The 13,788-nt window shown below is 45.4% G+C and carries 11 protein-coding genes and 1 other annotated feature; of the genes, 3 read left to right on the top strand and 8 right to left on the bottom strand.

Going from position 1 to position 13,788, the window contains the following annotated elements:
- Window positions 1-157 precede the first annotated feature (157 nt).
- The 3 genes from EL341_RS03545 to tal all read right to left on the bottom strand — a co-directional run bounded on the left by EL341_RS03545 (window position 158) and on the right by tal (window position 3,565).
- On the bottom strand, window positions 158-1,480 hold the full coding sequence (locus EL341_RS03545; RefSeq protein ID WP_126467041.1) for an MFS transporter: 1,323 nt from the start codon (window positions 1,478-1,480) through the stop codon (window positions 158-160).
- A gap of 359 nt (window positions 1,481-1,839) precedes the next feature.
- The gene (gene mog / locus EL341_RS03540; RefSeq protein WP_047780074.1) at window positions 1,840-2,427 is read right to left on the bottom strand and encodes a molybdopterin adenylyltransferase; all 588 of its coding nucleotides are present in this window, start codon (window positions 2,425-2,427) and stop codon (window positions 1,840-1,842) included.
- A gap of 184 nt (window positions 2,428-2,611) precedes the next feature.
- Complete coding sequence (gene tal, locus EL341_RS03535; protein WP_074820157.1) at window positions 2,612-3,565, bottom strand: transaldolase; 954 nt, start codon at window positions 3,563-3,565, stop codon at window positions 2,612-2,614.
- A gap of 268 nt (window positions 3,566-3,833) precedes the next feature.
- Between tal and yaaA the strand changes: the two genes are divergently transcribed.
- Window positions 3,834-4,610 (top strand): peroxide stress protein YaaA, encoded by a 777-nt coding sequence (gene yaaA, locus EL341_RS03530; protein ID WP_074820160.1) that lies wholly within the window; start codon window positions 3,834-3,836, stop codon window positions 4,608-4,610.
- Between the two features lie 316 nt (window positions 4,611-4,926).
- Here yaaA and thrC read toward each other — a convergent pair whose 3' ends face one another.
- The 3 genes from thrC to thrA are packed head-to-tail and all read right to left on the bottom strand — an operon-like array spanning window position 4,927 to window position 9,624.
- Window positions 4,927-6,216 carry a threonine synthase gene (gene thrC, locus EL341_RS03525; protein ID WP_047780069.1) on the bottom strand — a complete coding sequence of 430 codons (1,290 nt, stop codon included), beginning with the start codon at window positions 6,214-6,216 and terminating at the stop codon, window positions 4,927-4,929.
- Between the two features lie 17 nt (window positions 6,217-6,233).
- On the bottom strand, window positions 6,234-7,163 hold the full coding sequence (thrB, locus tag EL341_RS03520) for a homoserine kinase (RefSeq protein WP_047780068.1): 930 nt from the start codon (window positions 7,161-7,163) through the stop codon (window positions 6,234-6,236).
- A gap of 1 nt (window position 7,164) precedes the next feature.
- The gene (gene thrA / locus EL341_RS03515; protein ID WP_126467039.1) at window positions 7,165-9,624 is read right to left on the bottom strand and encodes a bifunctional aspartate kinase/homoserine dehydrogenase I; all 2,460 of its coding nucleotides are present in this window, start codon (window positions 9,622-9,624) and stop codon (window positions 7,165-7,167) included.
- 47 nt (window positions 9,625-9,671) lie between these two features.
- Window positions 9,672-9,785 (bottom strand) — a sequence feature (Thr leader region).
- Between the two features lie 881 nt (window positions 9,786-10,666).
- Here thrA and arcA point away from each other — a divergent pair.
- Window positions 10,667-11,386 (top strand): two-component system response regulator ArcA, encoded by a 720-nt coding sequence (gene arcA, locus EL341_RS03510; protein WP_047780066.1) that lies wholly within the window; start codon window positions 10,667-10,669, stop codon window positions 11,384-11,386.
- Between the two features lie 71 nt (window positions 11,387-11,457).
- On the opposite strand, the gene creA is transcribed toward arcA, so the two are convergent.
- Window positions 11,458-11,946 (bottom strand): protein CreA, encoded by a 489-nt coding sequence (creA, locus tag EL341_RS03505; RefSeq protein ID WP_047780065.1) that lies wholly within the window; start codon window positions 11,944-11,946, stop codon window positions 11,458-11,460.
- Between the two features lie 322 nt (window positions 11,947-12,268).
- Here creA and robA point away from each other — a divergent pair, with 322 nt between their 5' ends.
- The gene (gene robA, locus EL341_RS03500) at window positions 12,269-13,138 is read left to right on the top strand and encodes an MDR efflux pump AcrAB transcriptional activator RobA (protein ID WP_126467037.1); all 870 of its coding nucleotides are present in this window, start codon (window positions 12,269-12,271) and stop codon (window positions 13,136-13,138) included.
- On the opposite strand, the gene gpmB is transcribed toward robA, so the two are convergent.
- A complete protein-coding gene (gpmB, locus tag EL341_RS03495; RefSeq protein WP_074820173.1) occupies window positions 13,135-13,782 on the bottom strand; it encodes a 2,3-diphosphoglycerate-dependent phosphoglycerate mutase GpmB in 648 nt (215 codons plus the stop codon). The two genes, robA and gpmB, sit on opposite strands and share 4 nt — an antisense overlap.
- Window positions 13,783-13,788 lie beyond the last annotated feature (6 nt).

Below are 13,788 nucleotides of genomic sequence, written 5' to 3'. Positions count from 1 at the left end.
CATAGTCGAAAACCTACCTGTCCGGTCGCACTCGATGGTTATATTTTCTCTACATTAATGACGACCGGAATATCCACTGCACCTCATTTAAAAAAGGTTTATGAGCAGTCTATCTTTGTTATTAATACCTATTCCGAGCATTCACTTAATTCCCCATCTATACCGCCTGCTTCTGCAAATCGACAGGCTCCAGTTCAGCTACATCTTCCGTTGCATCAATATCATTACGCAAATACAGACCCAAACATAAGCCAATGATCGACAGTATTAACACATAATACGCCGGAGCCATGGGAGTAAATTTCATCATATACGTGACACAAATCGGCGTTAAACCGCCAAATATGGCGTAAGACACGTTATAAGAGAAAGAGAGCCCGGAAAATCGCACTTCAGCCGAGAAAGCTCTCACCATGACAAACGGCACCGCCCCCACCACGCCAACACTCAGCCCAGCTAAACCATAAGTCACAAACAACAAATCGACGTTAGTGGCTGAATGATAAAAAGTCCAACTGGCTATTCCCAGCAAGATGCTACCGAAAATCAACGTCTTGCTGGCACCAAATCGGTCAGCAGATACCCCAGCGATAATGCAACCGGCGCAGAGGGCAATAATCGCAATACTGTTAGCCTTCAGCGCAATCACTCGCTCAATACCAAACTGAGTTTGCAGGTAATTTGGCGTCATCAGTATCACCACCACGATACCAGCGGACAACAACCAAGTCAGCAGCATAGAAACGCTGACTGCTTTAGTATGATTAAATACCACTGACTTTAACGGTAATTCACTTGCCAGCGCTTTACGCGCCTGCATTTCAATAAAGATTGGCGTTTCCTTTAACCAGCGGCGTAAATACATAGCGAATAGGCCAAAAATACCGCCCAGAAAGAAAGGTATTCTCCAGCCACCATTATGAATGGCCTCCAAACTCATCATCGAATTAATGACGGTAGCCACCAACGATCCCAACAGAATACCGATGGTTAAACCGGCGGTTAACACGCCACAGGCAAGACCAATGCGCTTTTTAGGTACGTGTTCTGCCACAAATACCCAGGCGCCGGGAACTTCACCACCAATTGCCGCGCCCTGAAAAATACGCATCAACAGCAGTAACAATGGAGCGGCAATCCCAATAGATTCATAGGTCGGCAACATTCCCATCGCTAATGTCGGTACCGCCATAAGTAATATGCTCAATGAGAACATCCGTTTACGCCCCACCAAGTCACCAAAGTGAGCCATAATAATGCCCCCCAGCGGACGAGCCAGATAACCTGCGGCAAAAATACCGTAGGTCTGCATCAATACCAGCCACTGAGGCATCCCCGGCGGGAAGAACAACTGACCGATAACCACGGCAAAGAACACAAAAATAATGAAATCATAAAACTCCAGCGCACCGCCTAATGCCGCCAGCGTTAACGTTTTATAGTCTTGTTTATTTAATTGGCGATTTTCTTGCTGAATCATAAAATTCCATCAATATCTAGAGGTGGATATAAAAAATTAAATCAGTCCTTGTAAACTAATTTTTACTATATCGTAATCCAGACAATACACAAATAGATGGGGATCTTAATTTGGTAAAAAGTTGGTATTTAACTTAGCCATAACGCCATCGGCTAAATTTAAAATGAGAGGTGAACCCTGCATGAATGAAAAAGTACATGCCATGCACCCGGCATCACACCGGGTTCAGCAATGTATTATTTTGATTAAACTAACGGAGTGGCCTGTGAACCATAAACGCCATCAACCATTCAGTTACTAGTCAATAACTTACGCACATCCTGTGCGGTTCACCGCGATATCTTGCTGACAGTAGTAAACTAAATATCGATATGACGAATGGCACTCTTGGGACGAAACGCAGCGACAACGTCCGAATGGGTTTCAACATACGGGCCATCCAGCAGTTGAATACAGTAAGGAACGCTGGCGAAAATACCGGCTACAACGGTTTTTCCATCCTGATCCTTTACCCCTTCCAGCGTTTCTTTAATAGATTTAGGCTGTCCCGGAAGATTAATAATCAGCGCCTGCTTGCGAATAACACCAACCTGACGAGACAGAATGGCGGTCGGCACATAATACAGGCTGATCTGGCGCATCTGCTCACCGAAACCGGGCATAATGCGGTCGGCAATGGCTAAGGTCGCATCGGGTGTCACATCGCGCCGCGCCGGGCCAGTACCACCGGTGGTCAATACTAAATGACATCCTCGTTCGTCCACCAGTTCACACAATGCTTCCTCTATCATCGCTTGCTCATCGGGAATCAGGCGAGCCTGGGTGACAAATTCAGTTTTTAGTGCGGTTTTTAACCATGATTCCAGCGCCGGAATACCTTGGTCCTGATAAACGCCGTTAGATGCACGATCGGATACCGATACCAAACCAATGCGTAATTTATTCATATCTTGTCCTCGCCTAAGCGCTGTTTTTTACTTTTATATTTAATCAGATAGCTTCCCAAACCGCGTTTAGCATAGGTTCAGGTCATGGTACGGTATTATACCAACTAATCTTTAGTCGAAGATAAAAAAATACCGGCCATTAGCCGGTATTTAAAACACATCAGTAAACTACAGCAGCAGCAAATTACAGCAGGTCTGCAATCATTTTTTCCAGTTTTTCCTGATCGACAGCAAACTTACGGATACCGTCAGCCAGTTTATCTACCGCCATTGGATCCTGATTGTGCTGCCAGTAGAACTGAGCTTCAGTCAACGGCGCCGGACGAGCTTTCACTTCACCGCTGTAAGACAGTTTGCGCTCAACTTCACCCGAAGCTTCAGAAAGCTCTTTCAGCAATGCCGGAGCAATAGTCAGGCGATCGCAACCGGCCAATTCAATAATCTCACCAACGTTACGGAAGCTGGCACCCATGACAACCGTTTTAAAACCGTGCTGTTTATAGTATTCGTAAATACCGGTAACAGAAACCACGCCCGGATCTTCCTGCGGAGCAAACTCTTTTTTATCGCCGTTGGCTTTATACCAGTCAAGAATACGCCCTACGAACGGGGAAATCAGATAAACACCCGCTTCAGCACAGGCACGAGCCTGAGCGAAAGAGAACAGTAACGTCAGGTTACAGTTGATGCCTTCTTTTTCCAACTCAGCAGCGGCACGAATACCCTGCCAGGTTGAAGCTAACTTGATCAGAATACGATCGTTGCTGATACCTGCATCGTTATACAGTTTGATTAAACGCTTAGCTTTAACAATGCTAGCTTGAGTATCGTATGACAGGCGAGCATCAACCTCGGTAGAGATACGTCCTGGAATCAGTTTTAGAATTTCCAGACCAATATTCACCGCCAGCTTATCGGATGCATCCACGATTTGCTGAGCACGATCGGAACTCTGGCTTTTTGCCCAAGCTATCGCATCATCAATCAGCTTGCGGTATTCCGGTAGCTGTGCGGCGTTTAGAATCAGTGAAGGGTTAGTGGTTGCGTCCTGAGGTTGGTACAGCTTCATTGCTGCAATATCGCCGGTATCAGCCACAACGGTAGTTATTTTACGTAGAGAGGTCAGTTTATCTGTCATGGATAGGTCTCATTGTTAAGCGAGTTGGCATCATTATATTAAAGGGCTCAACTGATGATAACATGACTTAACAAGGGCGCAACGGTGTAACGTGGATTCAGAGTAAAAGCCGTGGTTTTTTATCACACCATTCATCAGTTATATATTGATAAATAAAAGAAAAAAACAGCAAACAATCCCTTGTGCTCTACCCCTATTAAATCCATCGCTTTTTCCTCTGTCACTTTCTGCTAAAGTAGCAAAAACATATTTATCACAGGATCTGATTATGCTGATTACTATCTCTCCGGCAAAAACTTTAGATTACACCAGCCCGTTGATCACCGAGCGCTACACCCAACCGGAGCTGCTGGATCAGTCAAAAATTTTAATAAAAACCTGCCGTAAATTAACGCCAGCTCAAATCGCTAGCCTGATGAGCATCAGTGATAAATTATCCGGTTTGAATGCAGCCCGCTTTGCCGAATGGCAGCCGGATTTCACCCCGGAAAATGCTCGCCAGGCCATTCTGGCCTTTAAAGGTGATGTTTATACCGGCCTGCATGTTGAAGATTTCAATGAGCAAGACTTTGATTTTGCTCAACAGCATCTGCGTATGCTATCAGGCTTATACGGCGTGTTACGCCCGCTCGATCTGATGCAGGCTTACCGCCTTGAAATGGGGACCAGACTGGAAAACGCCCGTGGAAAAGATCTGTATCAGTTTTGGGGGAAACGCATCACCGATAAGCTGAATCAAGCGTTGAAAGATCAGGGCGATGATATTTTGGTTAATCTGGCTTCCGATGAATATTTTAAATCGGTGCAGACTAAAAATTTAAACGCAACCATCATTAAACCGGTATTTTTAGATGAGAAAAACGGTAAGTATAAAATTATCAGTTTCTACGCCAAAAAAGCCCGAGGTTTAATGAGCCGCTTTATTATCAAAAACAGATTAACTCGCGCTGAACAGCTGGTTGATTTTGATTTGGAAGGTTATCAGTTCGAACAGTCCGCCTCTCAGGGCAATGAACTGGTATTTAAACGCGCCGAACAAGCCTAGTGATGGATTCTTTGCTCGAAAAAAATGGCTCCCGTGGGAGCCATTTTAGATTGGATGATAAAATTCTCATACACTCAATCGGAGGGAGAGACGGGCATGGAGGTCGTAGCAGCTTTAGCTGCCGGAGCGCCCGTAGTCCGGCTAAGCCCGACGCACGTTGAACTCCAAAACATCCCCTCTCGTCCGTAAGACGAAGTGAATATTTCAACGTTCTTTTTACGGACGAAATATTCACTGAGATCAAATTAAACGATCTTGTCAACAATCCCATATGGCCCTTTCTCGAGCCATATGATATGTCCTCTCCCCTAATCAACTACTTAGGTAATGCCATCAGGAATGCACGTAACGGGGCAAATCCATCAGGTAAATTGTGGGATAACAGCGGCAGATCCGCACGCTCAGCTAACGCTTGAGGCAATGCCAAGGTTGTGCCTAAGATTTCTTCCACGCTCTCTTTAAACTTCGCTGGATGCGCAGTACCAAGGAACAGACCATATTCCCCTTCTTGCAATTCATCACGCAACAGACGATAAGCAATGGCACCGTGTGGTTCTGAGGTATAGCCTAACTTAGCCATTTCACGCATGGTTTCACGGGTGGTTTCATCACTAACGGCACCATGGCCAAGCGACTTCAGTGACCACTCTTTACGACGATACAGTTCTTCAATGCGCGGCCAGTTATTTGGCTGACTCACGTCCATCGCATTAGATAAGGTTGCCACGGTTTTATTCGGCAGCCATTTCCCCTCATCCAAATAGCGCGGTACGGTATCATTCGCATTGGTCGCGGCGATAAAGCGTTTAATCGGTAAGCCCATGGATTTAGCCAGTAAACCAGCGGTTAAATCCCCGAAGTTACCGCTTGGAACTGAAATCACCAGTTGCTCACGCTGTGCTGGCGTTAGTTGCGCCACCGCCTCAAAGTAATAACAGATTTGCGCCAACAACCGACTGATATTGATTGAGTTGGCGGAGTTAAGACCCAACGCTACCTTCAGCTCTTCATCATCAAATGCCTGCTTAACCAGCGCCTGACAGGCATCAAAATCCCCATCAATCGCAACGGTATGAATATTACCGCCCAGCGTACAAAACAGTTTTTCCTGTAATGGACTGATTTTACCGTTCGGATAAAGAATAACGACTCGTACATTCTTCAGGCCATAGAATGCGTGGGCAACCGCCGCACCAGTATCGCCGGAAGTAGCGGTTAGAATGGTCACCGGCGTATCGCCAGCCACTTGCGTCAACATCTGCGCCATAATGCGCCCGCCGAAGTCTTTAAATGCCAACGTTGGGCCATGGAATAGCTCTAACGTGCCGATATCTTTTTCTACCGGCACCACGGGTGCCGGGAACTGAAATGCATTCGCAACGCGCTTAGCAACATCAGCAGCAGCAATCTCTTCACCAATATAAGCCGACAGAATACGAGCACTGCGGCTGACAAAATCCATAGCCAGCAGTTCATCAATTTCCGAGCTATCAAACGCCGGCAGATCCGCTGGGAAGAATAGCCCCTGCTGTTTACCTAATCCCTGACGTACCGCTTGGGCAAAATTAACCTGTTCATTATGATCTTTTAAGTTATACAGTTTCATTGTGTCGCTATTTTCCATTAATCCAATTTACGGGCACCGGCGGTATCCAGACGGCAAACGTGAACAAAGCCTTCATCATTTTGTACATAGTGTTTGGATAGCCAGTCAGCCAGACGGTGAGCGGTTTCCAAACAATCGCTGACGGCAAACAGCGTTGGGCCAGAACCAGAAATTCCACAGGCCAGTGCACCGATATCCTGAGCGGCTTTACGAGCTTCAGCAAAACCGGGTAATAAACGGGTACGATAGGGTTCAGCAATCACGTCCTGCATCAGCTTAGCGGCCAGTTCAGGCTGCTGCGTATGGCAGGCGTGAATAAAGCCAGCCAGATAACGACCGTGGCGAACACAATCCTGACGCAAATACTGTGCTGGTAGAATCGCCCGCGCTTCCGCGGTCGAGACTTTAATGCCCGGATAAGCCATCACCCAGTACCAGTCGTCAAAACCTGGCACTGACTGACTAATAATACCATTCTCTTCCAACATCAGTTGCATGCCACCCAAATAGCAGGGAGCAACATTATCATAATGGACGCTACCGGAAATTCGACCTTCCAGTTCTCCCATCATGGCAAGCAATTCTGTTTCATTAAATGGATTGTCACAATATTCATTCAACGCCATTAAACCGGCAACCACAGAACAAGCGCTGGATCCGAGTCCGGATCCAATCGGCATATTCTTTTCCAACACCATTGCAACGGGCAATTCACGCCCCAGACGCTGACAAAACAGCTCCCAGCATTGATAAACAATATTTTCTTTAGGCTCAGTCGGTAATTTACTGACAAAACGCCCTTTATTGCTCAGGCTAAACCGATCGGCAGACTGAATACTGACGCAGTCCCCTAGCAGGGTGCCATCCACCGGCGATACCGCCGCGCCCAGCACATCAAAACCCACGCTGACGTTACCAATTGAGGCAGGCGCATATATTCTTATCATTTTAAACTCCCAGCTTTCCTGACAGCGTACGTAACATATCGGCAAATACGCCAGCAGCAGTCACATCATTCCCTGCACCGTAACCGCGTAAGACTAACGGCAACGGCTGATAATAACGGGTATAAAACGCCAGCGCATTTTCCCCATTTTTTACTTTAAACAGCGGATCGTTACCATCCACCGCTTCAATTTTCACTCGGCATTGGCCATCTTCAATCAAACCAACGTAACGTAACACGTTACCCTGCTTAGCCGCCAGTTCAACCCGCTGAGCAAACTCACTATCCAGTTGAGGCAAGCGCTGCATAAAGGTATCAACATCACCACTGGCATCAAACGAAGCAGGCAGGACGGACTCCACATTAATCTGGTCGAGCTCTAACGCATAACCCGCTTCACGCGCCAGAATTAACAGCTTACGAGCAACGTCCATACCGGATAAATCATCGCGAGGATCCGGCTCGGTATAGCCCTTCTCTTTCGCCAGCTTAGTCGCTTCAGATAAGCTTAAACCTTCATCCAGCATACCGAAAATAAACGATAATGAGCCGGAAAGAATACCGGAAAAACGCATTAATTCATCACCGGCATTCAATAAATTTTGCAAGTTTTCGATAACCGGTAATCCGGCACCAACGTTAGTATCATAAAGAAACTTACGGTTACCCACGCTGGCAGCCTGGCGTAGCTGATGATAATAGTTCATCGAACCGGTATTGGCTTTCTTGTTAGGCGTGATGACATGGAAACCATCGGCCAGAAAATCAGCATATTGTGATGCCACTTCCTGACTGGAAGTACAATCCACAATAACCGGATTCAACAGATGATACTCTTTCACCAAACGAATCAAACGGCCCAGATTAAACGGCTCTTCTGCCGCGGCTAATGCTTCACGCCAGTTGGTTAAATCGATACCCAGAGTGTTGGTCACCATACCGCGAGAGTTAGCAATACCACATACTCGCAGTTCAATATTTTTATGCTTTAACCACGGCTGCTGACGATAGATCTGATCCAACAACGCCCCACCGACACCACCAACGCCAATCAAGAATACGTCCAGCACCTGACTGGTACCAAAAAGTACCTGATGGCTGGCACGCACCGCCGTTGTTGCAGAATCATTGTTAACTACCGCAGAAATAGAACGCTCTGACGAACCTTGAGCAATGGCGACAATATTAATGTTTGCCCGGGCTAGCGCACTAAAGAAACGCGCAGACATGCCGCGTAGCGTACGCATGTTGTCACCAATCACCGAAATGATCGCCAGCTTCTCAACCACATCAAGTGGATCTAACAAACCATCTTTCAGTTCCAGATAGAATTCATCTTCCAGCGCTTTTCTGGCGCGGGACAATTCACTTTGTGGCACACAGAAACTGATGCTGTATTCTGAAGACGATTGGGTAATCAATACCACAGAAATCCCCGCCCGTGACATCACCGAGAACACCCGAGCCGCCATCCCCACCATTCCTTTCATGCCTGGACCCGATACATTGATCATCGCCATATTATTCAGGTTGGTAATGCCTTTCACCGGATAACGATCGTCACCGCTTTCTCGGCTAATCAAGGTTCCGGGGGCTTGTGGGTTAGAGGTGTTTTTAATCAGGCAAGGAATCTGGAACTGGGCGATAGGGGCGATGGTGCGAGGATGGAGAACTTTAGCGCCAAAATAGGACAGCTCCATGGCCTCTTGATAAGACATCGACTTTAATAGCTTCGCGTCAGGCACCGAGCGCGGGTCACAAGTATAGACGCCATCAACATCCGTCCAGATTTCACAACTATCAGCACGTAAACAGGCTGCTAACACCGCTGCGGAGTAATCCGAGCCGTTACGCCCTAACACCACCAATTCACCTTTTTCGTTACCGGCAGTAAAGCCCGCCATCAGGACCACGTGATCTTTAGGGATACCCATTTCCACCAGTCGGCGAGTGGATTCAGTAATATCGACGGTCGATTCAAGGTAATGACCGTGAGCCAACAGCATAGCGACCGGATTAATCACGGTAACACCGTATCCTCTGGCCTGGAATACTGACTCCATAATCGCGATAGAGAGCTTTTCACCGCGACTGATAATCGACGCATTCACACTGTCAGGGCATTGGCCTAACAGTGAGATACCGTGGAGAACATGCTTAAGCTGGGCAAACTCCTGCTCAACTACACTTTTTAACCGGCTATATTCAAACCCTGGTTGGTCTTCCGCCAATCCCTTTAGCAGTTGGGCAAAAATCTGTTCTGCATCCATGATATTGGTCACCACGTCCTGACCCGCAACGGTTTTCTCAATCATGGCAACCAAATGGTTAGTAATTTTTGCCGGAGCAGACAGTATCGTAGCGACCTGACTCTGACGTGCATTATTTTCGATGATATCTGCTACGCGTAAAAAGCGTTCAGAATTCGCTACTGATGTACCGCCAAATTTCAGAACTCGCATTTCTTGGCCTCTCCTGCCTTAAGATTTAAATCATTATTAAAAATCAGCAAAAAAAAACCCGCACTCGATTTACGGTGCGGGCTTTTTTATTTTGTTTAAGCGTCAGCCCGCCCCGCTACCAATTGTACCGGTGATGGTGGTTGTAATAATCAGGCTGTCGATGCTTTTCATAATCTGTCTGTCTCAGAAATAAATAAAAATATTCAGTTAACGCTATATACGGTTAAAGCAATTATGATTAAGAGTCAATTTTTTTTTGTTTTTTATTCAAATTAATTACACGCCAGCGTCCACTACCAACGTAAAAAACATAAATAATACTTTTAAAAATCAAAACGATATCAAGAAAAAACCTCTAGAAAAAAATAACATATCTATTTCTTGCCGCTTTTTGTTCGTTTTTTCTACAATTTTAACGGGTTATATTACGAAAAATGTCGCGCAATGAATCCTGTCCCTCAATATCGTATCACCTTTCGGGATGAATTTAGCCAGCATATCTCCCCATTATCCCTTGTATTTATAGGGTTTCATAAAGGTTATATTTGAAAAATATTTGTTAAAAATTATTTTCTTTTCCAACAAAACAGGAGAAAATCCCCTTTTCATGGCACACTCCTTAATAACATTAGAGAAAAACGTCATTTAAACCCTCGATAGAATGCGTGTTTATTGACCTTTCATGTGAATAAAATGTCAATGAATAGCAACTGGCATGGGCTAATTTTGTAGATTTTTCTCACAAATCGGCTAATGTGCTATAACTATTATTGATATATATCAACAAGCAACAATTTTGTTGATCGGCAAAAGCGAGACTCCTGTTATATTACTGCTACAATAAAGAGTAATAAACGATTGATTTTAACAAATCAGCGGTATGTTAAGTGGTTACCTTAGCCGAACCTACGATTGTGTTGAAATTTGAAAAATTGATTGGGGATTCGTCCCTTATACTGCAGTAGCTTATTTTAACGCTATAAAGTTAAATGCGGCCGCTGTAATATTAAATTTGATTTTGTTGGCAAATTAGGTAACAGACATGCAAACCCCGCATATCCTGATCGTTGAAGACGAACTAGTAACTCGTAACACATTAAAAAGCATTTTCGAGGCGGAAGGATACGTTGTCTTTGAAGCCAATGATGGTGCTGAGATGCATCGGATTTTATCCGACCATAATATTAATCTGGTCATCATGGATATCAATCTGCCAGGTAAAAATGGCCTGTTGCTTGCTCGTGAGCTTCGTGAGCAGGCAGCCGTCGCCTTGATGTTCTTAACCGGTAGAGATAACGAAGTAGATAAAATTCTTGGCTTGGAAATTGGTGCCGATGATTACATCACCAAGCCATTTAATCCTCGCGAACTGACTATCCGTGCGCGTAATCTGCTATCCCGTACCATGAATTTAAGTGCCGTCAGCGGCGAAGAACGCAAGCTGGTTGAAAACTATAAATTTAACGGTTGGACGTTGGATATCAACAGCCGCTCTTTAATCGATCCTGCTGGTGAAATGTTCAAGCTACCGCGCAGTGAATTCCGTGCGATGCTGCATTTTTGTGAGAACCCAGGAAAAATCCAGTCCCGTGAAGAGCTACTGAAAAAAATGACCGGCCGTGAACTAAAACCTCATGACCGTACGGTTGACGTTACTATCCGTCGTATCCGTAAGCACTTTGAATCCATTCCAGATACACCGGAAATCATTGCCACCATTCATGGTGAAGGCTATCGTTTCTGCGGCGATCTTGAAGAGTAATTCAAACCATCCCGAATAAAAAACCAGCTTTAAAGCTGGTTTTTTTATTGTCTGATTTAATTCAACAATCATTATTTGGCTAAAGCTTCCGTTCCCCATGGAATAATCGGAACGGTACTTAACGCATTTTTCGGTGAGCCATCAATCACTTTATCGGAATAGACTAAGTACACCAGCGTATTACGCTTATCATCATAAAAACGCACCACCTGCATGGTTTTAAAAATGATGGATGTTCTCTTACGAAATACCGTCTCACCATCCGCTTTACGACTTTTAACCTTATCACTAAGCGTAACAGGCCCAACCTGAATACAAGAAATAGCGCCATCGGCGGTATCTTCAGCTAACCCCAAGCCCCCTTTGATTCCGCCGGTTTTCGCCCGACTCAAATAACAGGTCACATTGTCGACCTCAGGATCATCAAACGCTTCAATAACAATTTTATGATCTGGCCCCAATAGCTTAAATACAGTATCAACCGATCCAATCTGTTCTGACCTCAGAGCGGCAGAAAAAAACAGCGCTAAAGAGCAAACACCCAACATAACTTTACTCATTAATTTTCTCCGGCAAACGGTATAGCAATCAAAATATTAGCCTAATTATCGTTAAGTTATACGTTAAATCATCTCTTATCCAGACCATGTTGCTCACTTTGTTTATCAATAACAATAAACGAGAAACCACATAAACAAAAATTACCCTTATGAAAAAATTGTCGTCATATCGAACAGTAATACCTTGTTTCAAGCTCAATATTACGCCAATATCATTGAATTGCTTAAAAGCGTTTTCCATGATGTACTGGCAACCCGTGTTACAAGCCAACATAGCGGTACTCATTGTAGATAATGCGCCCCAATGATGAGGAAGTTTTTTATGGATCAAGCCAGTATTATCCACGATCTCCTTCACTGGCTAGAGAGTCATTTAGATCAACCATTATCGCTGGATAATGTTGCTGCCAAATCAGGCTATTCTAAGTGGCATCTGCAAAGGATGTTTAAAGACATTACCGGACAAGCGATTGGTTCTTATATTAGAGCTCGCCGATTATCAAAAGCCGCTGTTGCTCTGAGATTAACAGCCCGCCCGATATTAGATGTCGCCTTACAATATCGTTTTGATTCCCAACAGACATTCACCCGAGCTTTTAAGAAACAGTTTGCCCAAACCCCCGCTTTTTATCGTCGCTCCGATTCATGGAGTGCCATCGGCATGTGTCCACCCATTAAGTTATCCGACAATAACTTAATCCCGGTTGAATACGTTATGCAGGAAGAGAAACAGCTTATTGGCGTAACCCAAAGCTACACCTGTCGACTGGAAGATATCTTTCAATCCAAAACGCAGATCCGCACTCAGTTTTGGAAACAATATCTGGGCACACTGCCGGTAGATATTCCGCCGATTCTGTATGGTCTGAATCACTCTCGTCCAAGTCAGGAAAAAGACGATGAGCAGGAAGTGTTCTATACCACCGCGCTAGAACCACAGCATGTTCCTCAAGGCGTAGAAGGTCACCCGATTACGCTACAGTCGGGAGAATATGCCCTGTTTCGCTATAATGGGCCGCCAGAAGACTTACAACACTTTGTCATGACCCTTTACGGAACCTGTCTGCCGTTACTGAAGCTGACGCGCCGTAAGGGTTATGATATTGAGATATTTCACCCCAAACAGGGGAAGGTCGGTGACGCGACCCCTGCGGTGATTAGCGGTGAATATATGATACCAATCCAGCGTTAACGCTGGATTTCATCAAGGGCATTTGCCGTCAGATGCTGTGTATCGCCGGCAAATTCCACCACCCAACCCGGAGCGAGCCAGGGACTATTCTGGCCCTCTACCAAAGAGAGTGAGCAGTTACGCAAACGTAAACGACGCTCTGCATAAGGCGGAAGCCCTAACACATTACCCAGCAAGCTTCCCAAAGCGATGCCGTGGCTAACCAGCACCGGGCGACTCCCCTGTGGAAGTTTCTTACAATCGTCCAATACCGCACGCATACGCGCGGTTAATTCGCTTAATGACTCCCCTTCAGGAATACGTCCATCAGGATTGCCGTTCAGAATCTGCAGGCGTAAGTGTTCTTCTTCTTCCGTCAGCGAATCAATACAGCGCTGTTCCAAAATACCCATATTAAGCTCACGCAAGCGGGCATCAAAGGTGGGTTCAATCTGGCAGTATTCAGCCAGAAGCTCAGCGGTACGACGCGTTCGACCTAAGTCGCTAGCGATAATATGAGTTATCCCCATATTTTGTAATCGCATCCCGGCTTGTCGAGCCTGACTCTCACCCATTTGGGTTAAATTACTGTCCGTTTGCCCTTGAATTTTGCGGGCTACGTTCCATTCTGTTTCACCATGTCGAATTAAGTATACCTGTGTCATGCCTGT

The sequence above is a fragment of the Pragia fontium genome (assembly GCF_900638655.1).
Classification (GTDB): domain Bacteria; phylum Pseudomonadota; class Gammaproteobacteria; order Enterobacterales; family Enterobacteriaceae; genus Pragia; species Pragia fontium.
The sequence above is the reverse complement of the archived record's forward strand: the minus strand, read 5'-3'. Positions and strand labels throughout refer to the sequence as shown.